Source organism: Draconibacterium halophilum (assembly GCF_010448835.1).
GTDB lineage: Bacteria > Bacteroidota > Bacteroidia > Bacteroidales > Prolixibacteraceae > Draconibacterium > Draconibacterium halophilum.
On the sequence record NZ_CP048409.1, the window covers coordinates 183677 to 203258 of the forward strand.

The following is a 19582-nucleotide window of genomic DNA, read 5'->3' on the forward strand; positions in this document are numbered from 1 at the left end:
GGGCAGGTGTGTATTTTTTCCTTCTTCTGCGCAAACATCACACAAATGATTTTACCAACCTCAGTACACCAAAAATAACAACCAGCGTAAAAATTATTGCAGCGCCCGAAGGAATATTCAGGAAGTAAGAAATAAACAGTCCGGCAATTGTTCCCACAAAGGCAAACAACGATGAATAGACCAGCAAGCGTTTAAAATCGTTAGTGAATAAATTGGCTGATGCCTGCGGTATGGTGAGTAACGACAAAATAAGAATGATACCCACTACCCTAATGTTCAAAACAACGGTTAGCGCAATAAGTACGATAATGAGGTAGTTGAACAAGGCTACCGGCAAACCGGCAGTGCGGGCAAATTCTTCGTCGAAAGCTATGTAAAGGATTTTACGCAGGAATACGGCGAAGAAAACAACAATCAACAGATTAAGCGCAAACATCCACCAAAGCTCGGAAGTAGTGACAGTAAGAATATTTCCGAACAGGTAGCTCATTAGATTGGGTGTATATCCCGGAGTTAGGAAAACAAATATAATTCCCAATGCCATTCCCAGCGACCACCAAATTGCGATAGATGAATCCTCGCGGATTTCGGCTACTTTGGTAAAAAACTGAATACCCAAAGCTGATAAAACGGCAAAAAGCACTGCTCCCAGCAAAGGATTAAATCCGAGGAAAAAAGCAAGTCCTATTCCACCAAACGATGCATGAGTAATTCCGCCACTGATAAAAACAATACGCCGCGAAACAATGTAAGCACCAATTATCCCGCACGAAATACTGGCAAACACAGCGGCCAGAAATGCTTTCTGAAAAAAATCGTATGAAAATAATTCTATAATTGCATTCATATCAGTGGTTATGCTGCTTTAAAACGGTGTGTGGTATTTCGCCGTGCGATAAAATTTGTATCGGACAGTTGTAATTGGCCAGCTGTTCTTGCGAAATAATATTACTTGGATGATAATGCACGAAGGTATTAACACAAGCAATCGACTTTACATAACTGCTAATGGTTCCCAAATCATGCGAAACCAGAACAATGGCCAAGTCTTTATTCAGTTGTCGGAGTTTTTCGTAGAGTTCACCTTCAAAGCGGTTGTCAACAAAAGTATCCGGTTCATCCAGAATTAGCAGCTTGGGCTTACTAAGCAAAGCACGACATAAAAACACGCGTTGCATTTGCCCGCCAGAAAGTTCGCCAATGGCTTTGTTCCGAATTCCGGCAACACCCATTTCTACCAGTAAAGCTTCTGCCCTGTCTTTAGCTTCACTCTTTTCTTTTTGACGATTTTGCATAATTGCTCCCGAAAGTACCACATCAAAAACAGTGATCGGGAATTTCTGGTCGATATGTTTTACCTGCGGCAAATAACCAATTGGTTTTTTTCGGCCACTCATTTCTTTTGAAAAATGAATTTTTCCCGATTCCGGTTTCTTCAATCCCAAAATGGCTTTTAACAATGTTGTTTTGCCACCACCATTAGGGCCTATCAAACCCAGAAAATCCTTCTCAAAAATTTCAAGATCGACATTTTCCAGCACAGGCACTTTATCGTAAGCAACCGTCAGGTTTTCTATTTTTATTAATGGACTCATTAAAAATTATCAGTCAGAATTTCAGTGATGTGTCTCAGGTTTTCTTCCCATTCTGGGTTCAGAGGCCAAATCTGGATGATCTCGCCACCAATCTCATCGGCAAAAACACGTGCATGCTCCCGGTCAAATTCGCTTTGTATGTAAACGATTTTAATTCCTTCCGTTTTAGCCATATCAACAACATTGCGCAACAGCTGAGGTGTTGGTTCTTTTCCTCCGGTTTCAAGCGAGTGCTGGTCGAGACCATATTCGCGGGCATAATACGACAGGCTGGGGTGAAAAACAATAAACTTTCGTCCTGCGTAATCTTTAAGTTGATTTTTAAGATCGACATGAAGCTGATCGCATTCTTTAACAAAACGCAGATAATTGGTCTGGTACTCTGCTGCCTTTTCAGGTTTTAAGGTTGAAAGCTCGTCGAGAATTACCTTTGCCATTTGTTTTACCAAAACCGGCGACAACCAAACATGCGGATCAACACCATCGATATGTACATGATCACCATGTTGTTCCATTTTGTCGGCAATAAGGTCGAGGCCTTCCGAAATATTAACCACTTTCATATCTGAATTGGCTTGCGCTATTTTATCCGACCACGAATGCTCAAAACCTATGTAGCCAATTCGGAACCAAATAGCCGAACGCGTAATATCTTTCAGTTGCGAAGGTAAAAGCGTATAAGCTGCCGGACTCGATCCGGGAGGAATAAGCAGATTCACCTCAAAATCGTCGCCCGCTATTTTTTCAACAAATGTTTTTTGCGGTAAAATACTCACGGTAACAACATCTGCCGCAGCACTTTTTTCTTCTTTCTTTTGGTTTCCACATGCGGCAAACAAAGTTGCCATAACCAACAAAAGTATTATTCTCTTCATCAATGTATTTTTTAATGTCTCATCTTAACAATGTTCCACAAATTTAGTTTTATGTTTTGGAATAATTAAAAGGAATCGTTTTTAATAATCGGAATTCGATTTTAAGACAAACTCGGATTAAAACTTTTTTGCGCCGGGTTCTTTTGGCGGAACAGGGTCGTAACCATCAGTTCCCCACGGATGACATTTTGAAAGGCGCCTCACGGTCAACATAAATCCTTTAAACGGGCCATGTATCTTAATCGCCTGCACAGCATATTCCGAACACGTGGGGACATGCCGGCACGAGGCAGGAGTAAGTGGCGATATGGCGTATTTGTAGATATAAATGGGAATTAAAAGTATCCACCCTAAAAACTTCAAAATTACTTTTCCAACTGCTTTCATAATTTCAGGGAACAAATGTACGATTAAAATTTAGCGTTGTTTTGTGATTTGGATTTACGATTCGTCTTAACCTGAAAAATTCATAGAATTTTTCACACTATGTGTTGACGATTAAAAATCTGTAAAGTATACGTTTTTATTGAATCACATTTAAGATTTTCAATGTCAAGGTTAACCCGGACAAATAATTGTTTTCCAATTATTTCGTCCGCCCGCCGGGTGATTAATTTATTTCTAAATTAATCAGGTTAAAAAACGTTAAAGCTTAACTGAATTCAAAATAAATAGCCATAAACCACTGTGGGTTCCCATGTCAATTGCATAATATTTTTAATTTTGCTAACGCACTAAAAAAAACAGACAGAATCTAAATTAATTAAGCATAATAAAAATGAAGAAAGTAGCAATTGGAGTTGATATTGGCGGAACAAATACTGCCATTGGCGTTGTTGACGCTGAAGGAAATGTGATGGTAAAAGACAATATTTCTACACCATCGCATGGCAATATCGACCAATACATCTCAGATTTGGCAGCAGCCATTAAAGAATTGATCAAATCAGTTAAGTTATTGAATGAGAATTTAGAAGTTTTCGGTATAGGAATTGGCGCTCCAAACGGTAATTACTACAGCGGAACAATTGAATATGCTCCTAACTTGTCGTTTAAAGGAGTGGTGCGCTTAGTAGAACTGCTTCGCACACACTTCCCTGAAATGGAAACACTTGCACTGACAAATGATGCTAACGCAGCAGCCATTGGCGAAATGATTTACGGTGGAGCCAAAGACATGAAAAACTTTGTAATGTTTACATTGGGTACCGGCGTTGGTAGTGGTATTGTTGTTAATGGCGATCTGGTTTACGGTCACGATGGTTTTGCAGGCGAGTGCGGACATACAACGCTCATTCCCGGCGGACGTCTTTGCGGATGTACAGCACTGGGGCACCTTGAAGCTTACTGCTCGGCTCCCGGAATGAAACGTACTGCGTTTGAAATTATGGTGCAGAAAAATGCTACTGATAGTTTGCTTGCTGACAAATCGTTTAACGAGCTGGACTCGAAAATGATATACGATGCTGCCGAAAAAGGCGACAAAGTTGCATTAGAAGTATTTGAAAAAACGGGTGCATGGCTCGGACAAGGATTGGCTGACACAGTTCACCACCTGAGCCCCGAAGCAGTATTCCTGTTTGGCGGACCAACCGCTGCCGGCGATTACATTTTTGCGCCAACTAAAAAACACATGGAAAAACACTTGCTTCCTATTTTTAAAGAGAAGATCAAAATCCTTCCATCGGAATTGAAGCCCGGCGATGCTGCCATTGTTGGAGCGAGTGCATTGGCCTGGAAAGAATTGGAAAAATAACATTTATCAACATACTTTTTAAAAAACAGAAGCTCAATGAGTTTCTGTTTTTTTTTGACTTTAATCTAAAATTACTATAGGAATAATTTATCTTAGCAACTAAGAATCCGCTATAAAACAAATGCCAAAAGTTGCCAATATCAAATCAATCCTTTTTTTCATTTATAGCTTCATTTTTTGGCTTCTGCTAGTTCAAACAGCTCCTGCACATTCGCAGGAAGCTACCAAAGAGTTCAGCTATAAACACTACACCGTGCAGGATGGTTTGGCACAAATGCAGGTAATGTCTATGTTTATCGATAGCAAAGGGTATTTGTGGTGCACAACCAAAGCCGGACTAAGCCGTTTTGATGGTTACCGTTTTAAAAACTACCCGAAAGCAATTTTGCCGGGTTTTGATTTAACCTTGATTGGCGAAACCAGAGACCAACAACTGCTATTATTTGGCTCCCATTCTTTTGCCAATCTCGCAGGCGACAGCATTTTAACTCGCAACTACCCCGATGGGAAAAAAGTTCTTCTACGATGAAACAATCCCATCGTTTTAAACAAAAAATTATTTACGATTCTTCTCCTGATTCGGAGATGCTCCAACAGGTAATGGACTATTCAACTATTGATTCCATAAAGCTATATAACATCAATCCGGAATGGGGCTCCGTAATTTTTATGGAAGAAGGCAGCCAGAATTACATGTGGCAAATGAATGCCGACAGCATTTATATTTCGGATGTTACAACCGGTAATTTAATTCGCCAATTGTACACCTCAGAAAATATTATCAGTGTTGTTCAGTTTGGAAACGACTTTGCTGGATATAATAACCAACATGAGGTTTTTCTTATTCACAACGATAAAATTTCGCCTCTTTTTTCAATAGCAGAACCAGCCGGGTTTTTTAAACTAATTTCAAGCCCTGCAAACGATGCTTTAATTGTAAAAACAGATCAAAATCTGTACATCTATAAAAACAAATTAACAGTCATCAAAGAAGAACTGACACATATTCGCGACCTTGTTTACGATGTGGAAGACAACCTGTGGGTAGCTACTGAAGAAGGGTTGTACAATTTTTTCCAACTGAATTTCCAGAATTTCAAATTTAATATGGGAAACAAAGACTGGGTTTGGTCGGTGCAGGAAGATGAGAAACACAATTTTTGGTTTGCGTCGTACCAAAATGGACTGTGGAAATGGGATGGGGAAAACATTACTGATTATACAAATGTGGTTAATCGCCAGCTTCCGAAACACCTGAAACGCAGACCTGTTCCGAACTATTACGCCTACTACATGGGTGCAAGCCGACGCGGATCAACCCTGTTTTTCCCTACCGAATATAATGTACTAAAATACGAATCAGAAAAATTTTCTCCGGTTTTGGGCTTGCCGGAATTACCTTTTCAAATGACAAAAGTTTACCCCGATGGGAAACTTTATTGCAGCGGATATCCCGGACTATTTATTCTTGATGAAAACAATAAGGTAAAAAGCTGGACAAGAGAAGAACTGGGCGTTTCGAGTGTATTGAATTTTGAATTCGATAAAAATAACAACCTTGTGGTAATTGGAAGAAACGGCCTAAGCGTTATTAAAAACAACCGCATTATTCATTACGATAATGCACATCTCCTGCATAGCTATTCACTGGCAAAAGATCATCACAAAAATATCTGGGTAGCCGGCATCGAGCATGTGAATTTATTTAACGGCAACTCGGTAAAACAGATTGAATCGAGGGAAGGAGAAGCTTTTTATTCGATGATATTTGTTAAGCCCCACTTCCTTTTTCTGGGAGGAATAAAAGGATTATACATTGCCGATTTGCAAAAGTATTACGAAAGTGGCGTGTTTGAAACCATCTTGTTCAACCAAAGTAATGGTTTTACGGGTATTGAATGTGGCCAAAACGGGTTCCTCACCGACGCTGAAGGAATGCTTTGGATTCCAACGAGCGATTTGGTAACTCGCTTTGATCCAATGCAATTAATTCAGCAACAGATTATTCCACCGCGTATCTTTCTCAATGTCAACTCATCAGTGGATAATATTCAGTGGAATCCGGAAACCACTGTCAAAAGCACAACTTTTGATTACAAACACAACAACCTGAAATTTTCAATCGATGCGGTTTCATTCACTAATTCCGGTAATATTCGATACTATTATCGATTAAAGGGATTGCAGGAAAATTGGTCGGAAGCCACCGACAATAACGAAATAATATACTACAATCTGCGCCCTGGAAAGTATGAATTTGAGGTTAAAGCCGATGCCGGTGTTAGCCAGGCTACTTCCGAAACATTACACGCTACATTTACCATTAAACATCCGTTTTGGGAGAAATGGTGGTTTATTGTTATCGAGGTGGTGGTTCTTTCTGTTGCAGTATTTTTCTTAATTCAGTATTTCAGAAAACGGGAAAAAAAGAAAGCGGCCACCAAACAAAGACTCACCCAATTACGAAGCGAAGCACTAGCAGCACAACTTGATCCACATTTTGTAATGAACTGCCTGAATAACATTAGCGGGCTGGTTAATGCAGGTTATAAAAAACAAGCCAACCAATACATTGTAAGTTTTTCGAAATTATTGCGTGTAATTCTTCAAAATGTAAAAAAGGAATCCATCAGTTTGAACAGCGAAATTGAAATCGTGAGTAAATATATGGAACTGGAGCAATTTAGGTGTAATCATTGTTTTTCATTCAAAATTGTACTCCCGCAAAATCATTCAACCGAAAAAATACTGGTTCCTCCAATGATGCTGCAACCTCTTGTTGAGAATTCGATAAAACATGGTTTTAGTGGTGTAAAAATTAATAATGCTGAAATAGTAATCAATATTGAAGTCAGAAATCGGTTTTTATACATTTCGGTACTCGACAACGGCAAAGGATTTAAAGAACAATCAAACTCATTTGGCACCGGATTAGGAACCAAGATTACGCGAGAACGAATTGAATTACTTCAGAAACGACAAAATTTACAGTTTGAAATCAGCGACCGGAATCCGGGAGCAAATGTAAGTTTTCGGATACCGCTGGTACTTAAAGCTGATGATTTTTAAATGGCAAAGACGATAATTGAGATGTATAAAAGAGCTTAACGATATAAATATGAAAGCAGTAATTGTTGAAGATGAAAAACTTTCAGTACTGAATTTGGAAAAGATATTGCAGGAATACGCTCCTGACATTGAGATTGTTGATGTTTGTTATTCAGGCCGCGAAGCTATTGAAAAACTTCCCCTACTAACATTCGATCTTGTTTTTCTCGACATTCAGTTTAACGACGATTTTGATGCTTTTGAGATGTTGAAAGCATGGAAATGGGATAAACTGCAAATTATTTTTGTAACATCGTACAACGATTTTGCACTGAAAGCCTTTAAATTTAATGCAATCGACTACGTTACCAAACCCATCGACAAAGACGATTTGCTACGAGCCATTGAAAAGGCTAAAAGTAAAATATTCAGAAAAGAGGAACTGGAACAATTACTGCAAACCATTAACGCACTGCACAACAAACAACTGGTTATTAAGGGACAAAACAAAACTGTATTTTTACCGGCCTCACAGGTTTTGTATTTGAAAGCGGAAAAAGAATATTCTGCAATTCATTACCTCGATGAACAAAACCAAATCAAAGAGTTATTTACCTCGCGTCACCTCGGTTATTGGGAAAACGAATTCCGCGAATTTCCGTTTCTGAGAGTTCACAAATCGTTCCTCGTAAATATGGAACATATTGTGGCGTATGGCGGGCGCTTTATTAAACTGAGCCACGGAACGCGTCTTGAAGTTGCCCGCGACCGGCGTAAAGAGATTGAAATGAAAATTTTGACCTATAAAACACAGAGCTAAAAAAACACCTTTCAATTGCGATAGAAAATGGCTATACCCCTACACCGTTCTTATTCGGATTAATTCTGAATTAAACGGTTAATCGGCATATCAGTGCGGATGGTTGGTTGAAATCAACGGTACGTTGAATCGTTCTGAACGGCTATATGATAGCACACAAAATCAAAGTATTTTTATTCAAAATGATTCATTTCCCCTGATTGGGAAATTAAAATGTATGTACCAAAAGTTTAACTAACATTCCGCAATTGTGTGAGATTGAAAAGAACTGCTGCCTTGTAGCTTGGCTAAGAAACCAATGCATATCACAGTCATTTAATCCGGCTCTAACTTAAAAAAAGGCCGGTAATAATAACTTTTTTGATGGTGAAAATTTTTTACAATCCGCACAAGGGATCAAATTCTAAATGTAATAACCATGAAAAAGCTTTACTTTTTACCCTTACTGTTTTTGGCAATTACAACATTTGCCCAAAAACAATTTGTTGTGCAAAACGGCACAGCTCAAACTTTCGATGACCTTAATGTAGCAATCACTGCAGCATCAGTCGGAGATACTATTTATTTGCCGGGCGGAGGATTCTCCATCTCTACCGCAGTTGATAAAACCCTGCATTGGCGAGGTGTTGGACATTATCCCGATTCGACAGTTGCCACCGGCCACACACAAATTACAAATCAAGTCACCTTCTCTGGCAGTTGTGACAACAGCTCTTTTGAAGGTATCTTTTTTCAAAGCAATGTTATATTCGGATCAACAGATGATGATTGTACCGGTGTGGATATGAAACGTTGCCGAATAGGAGGAACGCTGTATTTGAGAAATACTACAGATATTGGCAGCGGCAATCCTGACCTTTCGTTTCATCTTACTGAATGTGTTACCCAGGGAATTGATGGTCGTTATGGGAAAAATGTCCGAGTCGAAAAAAATCTAATTTTCAGCACTTTAAACAATTTCTATCAATCATTCTTTAATCACAATTCTGTAAACGACTACGATTACAATAATCGTGTTATTGAGTATTGCGAGAACTGCCAGTTTACAAACAATGTATTTAGTTATTCATACGGACTTTATAACACCTACAATTGTAATTTCGAAAATAACCTCTTTCAGTCTTCTTTGCCTTATGATCCAACTACTTCTACTATGACGGGTTCCGGAAATATAACTGATGTTGGCTGGCAAAATATATACACCGATATTTCGAATAGCGCGAATATTTACACGTTTTCTTACGACAACGATTATCATTTAAAATCGGGTAGCCCGGGAATTAACACAGCAACCGACGGCACTAACATTGGAATTTATGGTACTTCTCTGCCATACAAAGAAGGAGCAGTTCCGTATCATCCACACATTCAAACCGCTGATATTGATAACGAAGCTGTTGGCGGAAACCTGGGTGTTCAAATTAGAGTAGCGGCTCAGGAACGCTAATAAGTTGTATTCATTCTCATTAAAAAATTGATAATCATGAAAAAAATAATCATACTTCCATTTCTATTTCTTGCACTTATTAGCTGGGGACAGGCACAATTTGTAGTGCAAAACGGAACCAAAACCGAAGTTTACAGCAACATTAATACCGCTATTACCAATGCCGTTGCAGGCGATACGCTTTATCTTCCGGGCGGGGGATTTACTATTACGACCAAAACCATTGATAAAACCCTGCATTGGGTGGGACACGGACATTACCCATCGGAAACTGGGGCAACCATGCAAACTCGAATTACTTCCGGCCTTACATTTACCGGTAATTCCGATAACAGTTCGTTTGAGGGAATTTTATTCACCAGCTATCTGAATTTTGGTAGCTCCGACGATGAGGTTGTTAATATCAAAATGAAAAGATGCAGAGTTATGAATACAGTAACTTTTCGCAACGTTGAAACAGGAAATCCCAACCTAAACTTCCAAATTTCAGAATGTGTATTGCAAAGTATTGATGCAAAATATGGAAGCAACTGTCTTGTAGAGAAGTCTCTTATATTTTCTTACATCGATAAATTCTACCAATCAAATTTTAACCACAATTCAATAAATGTAAACGGATCTTCATCTTACGGTAATTCATCAATAAGGTGGGCAAGCGGTTGCACATTTACAAATAATGTGTTCGGATTAAGGGGAGGACTATATAATTCAGAAAGTAATAACCTCTATAATAATGTTTTTGCAGAAGGTATTCCTTACGGCGGTACGAGTTCAAATGGAGGGGCTAACAATATTTATAATGTTGGGGATGCTGCAGCCTACACAACAATTAACGGAAACGTATATACATTTGAATATGATAATGACTACCATTTAAGCTCAGTAACCGGAACAGCAGAAAGCGATGGTGCAACCGTAAGTATCTTGCTGTCTGCCAACGATGGGACAAATCCTGGAATTTATGGATCACCAACGCCTTATAAGACTATTCCGTATTACCCGCACATTAATACGGCTGTTATTGCAACTAAAGCAACAAATGATCAACTGGGAGTTGATGTAAACGCACAGGCACAAAGCAGGTAAATCCGATTTTCAAACTAAAAAAAATGAAAAAGAAACGATTTATCTATCTGATAATTTGGCTGTTGCTACCTACATGGTTATCGGCGCAAACCAATATTTCGGCAGTGGAATACTGGTACGATGGCGATTATGGCACAGCTGTGCAGCAATCGGTAACACCGGGCACAAATGTCTCGTTCACCGATCTGCTCGACTTAAGTTCCCTTGAACCGGGTCTGCATACCTTTACCGTGCGCTTTAAAGACACACGTGGTATGTGGGGTTCGGTGCTCACTCAGTTTTTCACCTATTACCCGGGATCAGATGCAGGAGTGCACTTGGTTACCGATGCCGAATACTGGTACGACGGCGATTATTCATCAGCAATTGAAACGCCATTAACACCGAACAGCAGTGTTGACTTTAACACCTTGCTTGATGTAAGTTCGCTAATTGATGGTTTACATACCGTGACTGTTCGTTTTAAAGACGACCGTGGAATATGGAGTTCACCAATGGTCCGCTTTTTCAAGAAAGAAGGCACCAGTGGATTAACACAACTAATTGCGGCGGAATACTGGTTTAACGATGATTATTCGTCGAAACACGATTCATCATTTGCAGCCACCTCATCGCTCAATTTAACAGGTATGTTTGATGTTTCTACACTTCGTGAAGGATTTAATTTTGTAAGTTTACGCGTACAGAATGAAGCCGGAAAATGGGGACCGGTTGCATCGTGGTTTTTTACCAAAGAAAATCCGGAATCACTTCCTGAACTACATAAAATTACGGCGCGGGAATATTGGTTTGATGGCGATTATTCATCTGTTCATAATGATCCGGTTACCGATGCTACGATACTTTCCATAGATGAACAGATTGATGTTGCTAACTTAAGCGATGGACTTCATGCGGTAAGTAGCAGATATCGCGACGAAGCCGGAAACTGGAGCCCGGCATATTCCACTTTATTTGTGAAATACCCTCCGGATCCTGTACCCACATTACGTGAAGTTGTGAAAGTTGAGTACTGGATTGATGGTGATTATTCGCAGGTAAATACAGAAGCTGTTGTACCTGCCGAATTACTCGTTCTTGATGAAGAACTCGATGTTTCAATATTAAACAATGGATTACATACACTTACCTATCGCTTTGGCGACGAAGCCGGCAGTTGGAGTAGTGCGATAACGACATTCTTTAGCGTATACGAAGATGATGTATTAACTGCCGATAACAAAATAGTAAGATATCGTTACTGGATCGACAGCAATATTGAAGCAGCTACCGAAATAGATCTGACAGTTCCGGTGCAAACACTTGAACTCGATGAGATACTGGATGCCATAAATTTTGCAGGTGGAGAACACCTCATTAGCTTCCAGTTCCAGGATAGTCAAGGAAACTGGAGCAGTGCATTTAGTGATACGTACCAAAAAGAGATTAATCCGACACTTTCCATTTCTGCTTCAGTTTCAACAATTTGTGAGGGCTCAACAGTAAGCTTCACGTCTGATTATTCGGATGCAGATGTAATTGAATGGAACTTTGGCGACGGAACAACTTCGCTGGATTTTATGCCCGAACACACTTATACTAACGCCGGCACCTTTGAAGTTACTGCAATTGTTACTCACACCGACAGTGCAAAATCGGCATACGATACAATTGTTGGTGGGATAACTGTTAACCCATCACAAAACATTTGGATGGGAGATGTTGATACCATTTTCTTTAGTTCATTTGAAAATGATAATCTAAATGCTGCTCCGGCTGACTGGATTCAGAAGTACCACGGAACCGGCAGTGCAAATCAAATTGTTGTGGATGACCCGGTCAAGAACGGAACAAAATCATTTCAGATGGAAGGCTCCTCTGGCTATGCTTCAGAATTTTATCAACGGCCCCCGACAATGCCAACAGAAGCAACACTTGAAGCCTGGGTGAATTGCGAAAAAATCCTTTCAGGCTTAACGGGAAGTATTGGCGTTGGTAATTTTAATGTAGGAACGTGGGGAACACGTACATCACGTTTACAATTTTATGGTGGAAAAATCTCTGCTACATATTCGGGTGGCCCCGTCTACGAAATTATGGATTATACTCCTGGACAGTGGTACCACGTAAAAATGATCCATAACCTTGTTAACCGAACATATCGGGTTTTCATCAACAATACACTGGTAACAGGTACGAGCAGCACTGAGACAACGTCAGATTTTCCGATGCATCCAACTGTTGAAACAATTGATGTTATGCTTTGCGCCGGAAACAGTGGAACAACCAAACTATTTTTTGATGATATCCTTCTTACTGAAAAAGGCAATTTTGAAGTATGTGAAACGGATTTACCCTATCAGCTGGGAAGTCAACAAATAAGCACTGAAGGATTTTATTCGGAAACCTTTTCAAACAGTTATGGTTGCGATAGTGTAGTTTCTTTCAATCTTAAAATTAATCCGGTATATGAGGTAGAACTTGATTCGGTTGCGATTTGCCAGGGAGACAGCTATATTTTCGGGACAGAAACACTGACCACTCCGGGTAATTACACTGACACCCTGCAAACGGCAAATGGTTGCGACAGTATTCTAACACTAAAACTAATAGTACATCCAACCTACGAAATACCTCTTGCAGCAAGCATTTGCGAAGGCAACAGTTACCTATTTAACGGGAATGAACTGGTATCCGAAGGAATTTACAAAGACACTTTGCAAACCGTGAACGGCTGCGATAGCATATTAACTTTAACACTAACTGTTGACCCGGCAATTGAAACTCTACTTGAAGCCGACATCTGTGAAGGTGATACATACAATTTTGCAGGGGAAGAACTATATGCCGACGGGATTTACAGGGATACTTTACAAACGGTTTCCAACTGCGACAGTATTGTTGTATTAACACTAAACGTTCATCCGGTTTATGAAATCCCGATTGACTCTTCAATTTGTGAAGGAGAAAGTGTAAGTTTTGCAGGAGAAACATTAACAACATCCGGCAGTTATAGAGATACACTGCAATCAGCATTATTATGCGACAGCGTTATTGTGCTAAACCTGCAGGTAAATCCGGTATATAGCGACACGACTTTAGTTGCTATATGCGAAGACGACAGCTACTCTTTTGGCGGTACATCTTATAATACCACTGGAAAATATGTGCATACCTTGTCCTCTGTTTCCGGTTGCGATAGTGTAGTAACCCTTAGTCTTGTTGTAAACAGTACCTCTGTTATTGCCGATGCAGTAACAATATGTGAAAACGATTTGCCCTACACCTTTGGCGAATCCTCACTAACATCAAGTGGTATTTACACCGAAATATTTACCAATGTTAATGGCTGCGACAGCACGGTTACACTCACACTAACTGTTAATGATACTTCGTTAACAGAAGTAGAAATGTCGGTTTGTGAAAACGACCTGCCACTTATAATTGGTTTAGATACCTTTTATAATGAGGGTATTTACACAAAAAATCTAAACAATATTCGGGGTTGCGACAGTACTGTAATCCTGTCCCTAAATGTACTTGACACCTCGCTGGTAACTGAAGAATTTGAAATATGTGAGAATCTAATACCCTTCACTTTTGGTACACAAAGTCTCAGCACCAGCGGGGTTTATTCCGAAACTTTTACCAAGGAAAATGGTTGCGACAGTACTGTAGTTCTAACACTCATTGTGAGTGATACTTCTGTGGTGGCGAAAGAAGTTTCGGTTTGTGAATCCGAGTTGCCATATATTTTCGGGACACAATCTCTGTTGGCTGACGGAAGTTACACTGAACAATTTACTGCATCAACTGGCTGCGACAGCACCGTTTCTCTCATTTTATCAGTACTTGACTCATTTTTGACAGAACAAGAAGTTACGATATGCGAGAGTGAATTACCTTACAATTTTGGATTACAAAAGCTTGATTCAAGTGGTGTGTTTACTAATGTTTACACTGCTGAGAATGGTTGTGACAGCACCATTATTCTTACGCTAAATGTACTGGACACTGTTCTTCAAAATAAAGAAGTCGTTATTTGCGCCGGAGATGTGCCTTATTCATTTGGGACACAAACACTAACAGGCACTGGCACTTATACCGAAGCATTTACAGGAAGCAATGGTTGCGATAGTACGGTAATATTAAACCTGACGGTAAGCGATCCTTTCCGTATCTCCGATACCCTCACTGTTTGCGAAAATGAGTTACCTTTTACTTTCGGAACACAAACGTTGCTGGCTGAGGGAATCTACACCGAACAATTTACATCATCTTTTGGATGCGACAGTACTGTTGTTCTGGTTTTTGCAATCAACGATACTACTAACTCGTTTTATGCTGATACGATTTGTGAAAACGATTTGCCATACGCTTTCGGAACTCAGTCACTTACTGCAAGTGGTGTATTCTCCGAAACTTTTATAGCTGCTAATGGTTGCGATAGTCTGGTAACTCTTGATCTTACGGTTTATGAGAGTTATACAACTCACTTTTACGAAACAATCAGCCCATCGGAGCTGCCTTATATTTTTGGTTCTCAACAACTAACAAAAACCGGAACATTCTCAAATACCTATTCAACCATTTTAGGATGCGACAGTACAATTACCATGCATCTACAGGTGCGGGATGATATTGCTCCTGTAGCAAAATGTAACCCTATTGAAGTTGAACTCGATCAGAATGGATTCTATTCACTTAGCAATTTTGATTTGGTAGATATCGCACAGGGATCAAACGATGATATCAGTAAATTTGAAGATCTTGAGATCATTGTTTCTCCATCAACATTTACTTGCGAAAACATTGGCGAAAATACTGTTAGTGTTAAAGTAAAAGATGCTGTTGGAAATCAGGCAATCTGCGAAACTATAGTTACAGTTGCAGATCTGGTTTCGGATCCTAAAATTGACGACATTCCCGATCAAATAATAAACGAGGACACTACGCTTCAGCTTGTACTAAGCGGGATATCGGGAGGAACAGCTTGCGAAGTCTGGGATGTTGATCTTTCTGCAACAAACCAAAATACAGAGTTGATAAGTGCGCTTAAGATCAGTCATTCAGCATTTGACAGCACTGCAGTACTAGAGATCTTGCTACAAGAAAACCAACACGGTACCGACAGCATATTTGTTACCGTGCAAGATTCGCTAGGAAACACTTCTGAAATTAGCTTCCTTCTAACTGTAAATGCAGTAAACGATATTCCTGAAATTGTGCAGGAAATTGAAGATCAAATAATGACTGCCGGCGACTCTGTAACAATAACCGTGAGTAAGATACCAGGCGAGTATTTTAATGATACCGACGACACGACTCTTGTTTTCGGGTTAAGTCCAGGAGAACAGGGTATACCAGACTGGGTTGTTATTCAGGAAAAAGATGAGCAGTACATTTTAACCTTTATTCCAACTGAAACAGACACCGGATGTTTCAACTTAGTACTAACAATTGAGGATGAGACCGGAGCAACAACACGAGATACTTTCCGCGTTTGTATTGATCCGTTAGAGGTTGGAATCTCACAATTGGAAGCAAACAATTTCGAAATAAATCTTTATCCAAATCCAACCAGAGGCGAGGTAAATATTGATCTGTTTAATCCTCCAACAGGAGAAATTGAGCTGCTGGTAACAAACATTACCGGAAGCCAGGTTCTACGAAAAACATATCAAAGCGGAGAACGAATCACTTTTAACTTATCAGAAAATATTAGTGGCTCTTATCTGGTTATTCTACAAATGCACAACAAACGAATTGTCAGGAAATTAATTCTTGATAAAAAATAAGGGAACAAAAAAGCGGGCCAATACGGTTCGCTTTTTTTTGTGCATGTATTGGCAGCAAGCGCCTGCAATATTCTTTCAAAATCTTATGGTCTATCAGAATTAAGATTCATTCATCCGCTGTAGCAAACGATATTTCCAGAAAAACAAGTCAATAAAGTATTAACCGTTGTGTATACTACTTGGCTCAAGCCAATTAGCATGGCCGTCGGCAGGAAGAAACGACCATCGCCTATTACTTGTATGTACTAAGCGGTGCAGAACCGCATAGGGCATGAGAAACACATAACTTTACCGTTTAATCAGCCGCACCATACGCAACCCGGTATCCATAAAAACAATGCGCGGATTACCGTTCATGGAAATGTGTTTTATGGCCAGTTCAAATTCGTCGGCAAAAGCCACAATGTTGCGCTCGTTAATAAAAGGTGCGAACTTTTTGCCCCACTCTTTTTCGGCGCGGTTCATATACACAATTTCGCTGCGTTTCATGTTCGATACAAAATACTCGCGCACCAAACGCAAGGCAGCTGCAAAAAAGGCTTTTTGTTTGTCGCGGCCAATCTTTGCCATTTCATCAGCCCAGTCAATCAGTTCTTTCACCTCGCGCTTGTATGCAAATCGCATCATTTCCTGAAATTTCTGAAAATAAAACTGCTCGTCCTCCGATGGCGATAAAAAATTCAGTGCTTTCAAATAACTTCCCGAAGCCAGATGAACCGCATCAGGGATAATCTCCGGATTAACGCCCTCAATTTGCCGCATCGCATTTTGAATGGATTGATTATCGACAAAAGGAAATTTTACCAGTTGTGCCCGCGAACGAATGGTGCCAATAACACCTTCCTCGTTTTCGGTTACCAAAATAAATAGTGTTTTGCTTGGTGGCTCCTCAATCATTTTCAGGAGTTTGTTCGAGCAGGCGATGTTCATCTTCTCGGGCAACCAAATAATCATCACTTTAAACTCCGATTCAAACGATTTGAGGTTCAGTTTTCGCAGGATCGATTCGCTTTCGCGTTCGTAAATTTCGCCTTGGGCATTTCCGGCATCAATGTGGCCTAACCAGCCGCTTAATTCAAAATACGGATTTGCCAGTACCTTCTCGCGCCACTGCGGAAGAAAATCGTCGCTAACCGGTTTGTTAAACTGTTTGGCGTTAAAAATCGGAAACACAAAATGCAAATCGGGGTGTGCCAGTTTTTGGTATTTGTGGCACGACGGGCAGGTGCCGCACGAATCGGTTTTGCTACGGTTTTTACACGAAACATACTGCGCATAGGCCAAAGCCATGGCCAGCTTGCCAACTCCCGACGGACCGGAGAATAATTGTGCGTGACTGATTCGTTGTTCCTGAACCGACCGAATAAGGCGGCTTTTTATATTGTCTTGTCCTACTACATCTTTAAAAAACATAAGCCAAAAATAGCACTTAATTCTGAAAGTTGGCAATATGCAAAATACAGTTGGCAAAGTTTGGAGCCACGAGCCACTAGCTTCGAGCTAATCTTCTTTGTGGTAGAAATCTTTTAACACGAAGACGCAAAGACACAAAGAACTGAACCACAATAGACACATAAAAAACATTAGGATTTAAATACTTCAAGGTTTCAAAAACTATTGAAGGTTTATCTGTTTGCCTATTGCTATTTGCCTATTGCCAATTTATACCTTTTTAAATTATTCTGTTCTTAAATGATAAAACTGTAAACTTTCTTCCCACTTCTGCAATCTAAAATCGTTAATCTGCATTCGCAAATCAAATGCTCATCATTTCTAATTCCAATACTCCTCTATTCATCATTCTAATATTCTAATATCCAACCCTTCCAACACTCCACTAAATCTTACCGCAACATTAAATTATGAAAAGCCTGAAAAATCCACTGTTTTTTCGAGCTATTAATTTTTATCTTTGGTTGAATTTTTCAAAAAACACTAAAAAAATAAAATATCATGCAAACTATTAGCAGCTATGACTTTAAAGGAAAGAGAGCTCTTATCCGCGTTGATTTCAACGTGCCTTTAAACGAGAATTTTGAGATTACCGACGATACACGCATGCGTGCCGCGCTTCCTACAATTAAGAAAATTATAGAGGGTGGTGGTTCGCCAATCATTATGTCGCATCTTGGCCGTCCGAAAAACGGTCCGGAAGAAAAATTCTCGCTGAAACCATTGGTAAATCACCTGAGCGAGTTGCTTGATGGTGCTACGGTAAAAATTGCTCCTGATTGTATTGGCGACGAGGTAAAGGCAATGGCAGAGAATGTAAAACCGGGTGAAGTGCTGATTCTGGAAAACCTTCGTTTTTACAAAGAAGAAACAAAAGGCGACGAAGAATTTGCGGCTAAATTAGCCGAAAACGGCGACTGCTGGGTGAATGATGCTTTTGGTACTGCTCACCGTGCACACGCTTCAACAGCTGTTATTGCAAAGTTTTTCCCGAACGACAAAATGTTTGGCTACCTGATTGAGAGCGAAGTTAAAAGTTTGGATAAAGTAGTAAAAGAACCACAACGTCCGCTTACAGCAATTATGGGAGGAGCTAAAGTGTCGTCAAAAATCACCATCATCGAAAACCTGCTCGACAAAGTAGACAACCTGATTTTAGGTGGCGGAATGAAATTTACCTTTATTAAAGCACATGGCGGCAAAGTAGGTAGCTCAATTTGTGAAGATGACTTTTTGGAAACAGCGTTGAATATTGAGAAACTGGCGAAAGAAAAAGGCGTGAATTTATACATGGCCAGCGATGTTCTTGCTGCCGATGCTTTTAGCAACGATGCCAACACAAAAATTCTTCCGGTAGGCGAAATTCCTGACGGATGGATGGGATTAGATGCCGGCCCTGACAGCATTGAAAGCTTTAAAAAAGTAATTGAAAAGTCAGGAACGATTCTTTGGAATGGCCCAATTGGTGTTTTCGAAATGGAAGCTTTCGCTAAAGGCACAAAAGAGATTGGTGAAGCCGTTGTTGAAGCAACAAAAAATGGTGCATTCTCGCTTGTTGGTGGTGGCGACTCTGTAGCTGCTGTTAACCAGTTTGGTTTTGCCGATGGCGTTTCGTACATCTCTACTGCCGGTGGAGCACTACTGGAATACCTTGAAGGAAAAACACTTCCTGGGGTTGCTGCTGTTCGTGGCGAATAATAAGAAACTACAATACTTTTGAAAAGCC

Annotated in this window: 13 protein-coding genes; 8 read left to right on the plus strand and 5 right to left on the minus strand. The window is 40.0% G+C overall.

Going from position 1 to position 19582, the window contains the following annotated elements; genetic code table 11:
* Positions 1-37: 37 nt before the first annotated feature.
* From G0Q07_RS00560 to yidD, 4 genes are all read right to left on the minus strand, one after another.
* Complete coding sequence (locus G0Q07_RS00560; protein ID WP_203532631.1) at positions 38-847, minus strand: metal ABC transporter permease; 810 nt, start codon at positions 845-847, stop codon at positions 38-40.
* 1 nt (position 848) lies between these two features.
* Positions 849-1595: a metal ABC transporter ATP-binding protein gene (locus G0Q07_RS00565; RefSeq protein ID WP_163344229.1), complete on the minus strand. Its 747-nt coding sequence runs from the start codon at positions 1593-1595 to the stop codon at positions 849-851.
* The gene (locus G0Q07_RS00570; RefSeq protein ID WP_163344231.1) at positions 1595-2470 is read right to left on the minus strand and encodes a metal ABC transporter solute-binding protein, Zn/Mn family; all 876 of its coding nucleotides are present in this window, start codon (positions 2468-2470) and stop codon (positions 1595-1597) included. The genes G0Q07_RS00565 and G0Q07_RS00570 overlap by 1 nt, the downstream gene beginning before the upstream one ends.
* A 117-nt stretch (positions 2471-2587) precedes the next feature.
* Positions 2588-2857, minus strand: a complete 270-nt coding sequence (yidD, locus tag G0Q07_RS00575; RefSeq protein WP_163344233.1) for a membrane protein insertion efficiency factor YidD — start codon at positions 2855-2857, stop codon at positions 2588-2590.
* 391 nt (positions 2858-3248) lie between these two features.
* Here yidD and G0Q07_RS00580 point away from each other — a divergent pair, with 391 nt between their 5' ends.
* The 7 genes from G0Q07_RS00580 to G0Q07_RS00610 all read left to right on the plus strand — a co-directional run bounded on the left by G0Q07_RS00580 (position 3249) and on the right by G0Q07_RS00610 (position 16404).
* Complete coding sequence (locus G0Q07_RS00580) at positions 3249-4226, plus strand: ROK family protein (RefSeq protein WP_163344235.1); 978 nt, start codon at positions 3249-3251, stop codon at positions 4224-4226.
* Between the two features lie 121 nt (positions 4227-4347).
* Positions 4348-4755, plus strand: a complete 408-nt coding sequence (locus G0Q07_RS00585) for a hypothetical protein (RefSeq protein WP_163344237.1) — start codon at positions 4348-4350, stop codon at positions 4753-4755.
* Positions 4752-7295, plus strand: a complete 2544-nt coding sequence (locus G0Q07_RS00590) for a sensor histidine kinase (protein ID WP_163344239.1) — start codon at positions 4752-4754, stop codon at positions 7293-7295. Before G0Q07_RS00585 ends, G0Q07_RS00590 begins: the two co-directional genes overlap by 4 nt.
* A gap of 49 nt (positions 7296-7344) precedes the next feature.
* The gene (locus G0Q07_RS00595; protein WP_163344241.1) at positions 7345-8094 is read left to right on the plus strand and encodes a LytR/AlgR family response regulator transcription factor; all 750 of its coding nucleotides are present in this window, start codon (positions 7345-7347) and stop codon (positions 8092-8094) included.
* 418 nt (positions 8095-8512) lie between these two features.
* The gene (locus tag G0Q07_RS00600; protein WP_163344243.1) at positions 8513-9541 is read left to right on the plus strand and encodes a hypothetical protein; all 1029 of its coding nucleotides are present in this window, start codon (positions 8513-8515) and stop codon (positions 9539-9541) included.
* A 36-nt stretch (positions 9542-9577) separates the two neighbouring features.
* A complete protein-coding gene (locus G0Q07_RS00605; RefSeq protein ID WP_163344245.1) occupies positions 9578-10627 on the plus strand; it encodes a hypothetical protein in 1050 nt (349 codons plus the stop codon).
* Between the two features lie 23 nt (positions 10628-10650).
* Positions 10651-16404, plus strand: a complete 5754-nt coding sequence (locus G0Q07_RS00610; RefSeq protein WP_163344247.1) for a T9SS type A sorting domain-containing protein — start codon at positions 10651-10653, stop codon at positions 16402-16404.
* 288 nt (positions 16405-16692) lie between these two features.
* Here the strand turns inward: G0Q07_RS00610 and G0Q07_RS00615 are convergent, their stop codons facing one another.
* Positions 16693-17817: a DNA polymerase III subunit gene (locus G0Q07_RS00615; protein WP_163344249.1), complete on the minus strand. Its 1125-nt coding sequence runs from the start codon at positions 17815-17817 to the stop codon at positions 16693-16695.
* Positions 17818-18357: 540 nt separating this feature from the next.
* On the opposite strand from G0Q07_RS00615, the gene G0Q07_RS00620 reads away from it, so the two are divergent.
* A complete protein-coding gene (locus G0Q07_RS00620) occupies positions 18358-19554 on the plus strand; it encodes a phosphoglycerate kinase (protein ID WP_163344251.1) in 1197 nt (398 codons plus the stop codon).
* The last annotated feature ends 28 nt before the right edge of the window (positions 19555-19582 follow it).

Coding starts and splice junctions, on each gene's coding strand:
- G0Q07_RS00595 (WP_163344241.1), top strand. CDS start 7,345: ATGAAAGCAGTAATTGTTGAAGATGAAAAACTTTCAGTACTGAATTTG.
- G0Q07_RS00570 (WP_163344231.1), bottom strand. CDS start 2,470: ATGAAGAGAATAATACTTTTGTTGGTTATGGCAACTTTGTTTGCCGCA.
- G0Q07_RS00585 (WP_163344237.1), top strand. CDS start 4,348: ATGCCAAAAGTTGCCAATATCAAATCAATCCTTTTTTTCATTTATAGC.
- G0Q07_RS00590 (WP_163344239.1), top strand. CDS start 4,752: ATGAAACAATCCCATCGTTTTAAACAAAAAATTATTTACGATTCTTCT.
- G0Q07_RS00560 (WP_203532631.1), bottom strand. CDS start 847: ATGAATGCAATTATAGAATTATTTTCATACGATTTTTTTCAGAAAGCA.
- G0Q07_RS00615 (WP_163344249.1), bottom strand. CDS start 17,817: ATGTTTTTTAAAGATGTAGTAGGACAAGACAATATAAAAAGCCGCCTT.
- G0Q07_RS00610 (WP_163344247.1), top strand. CDS start 10,651: ATGAAAAAGAAACGATTTATCTATCTGATAATTTGGCTGTTGCTACCT.
- G0Q07_RS00580 (WP_163344235.1), top strand. CDS start 3,249: ATGAAGAAAGTAGCAATTGGAGTTGATATTGGCGGAACAAATACTGCC.
- G0Q07_RS00565 (WP_163344229.1), bottom strand. CDS start 1,595: ATGAGTCCATTAATAAAAATAGAAAACCTGACGGTTGCTTACGATAAA.
- yidD (WP_163344233.1), bottom strand. CDS start 2,857: ATGAAAGCAGTTGGAAAAGTAATTTTGAAGTTTTTAGGGTGGATACTT.
- G0Q07_RS00620 (WP_163344251.1), top strand. CDS start 18,358: ATGCAAACTATTAGCAGCTATGACTTTAAAGGAAAGAGAGCTCTTATC.
- G0Q07_RS00600 (WP_163344243.1), top strand. CDS start 8,513: ATGAAAAAGCTTTACTTTTTACCCTTACTGTTTTTGGCAATTACAACA.
- G0Q07_RS00605 (WP_163344245.1), top strand. CDS start 9,578: ATGAAAAAAATAATCATACTTCCATTTCTATTTCTTGCACTTATTAGC.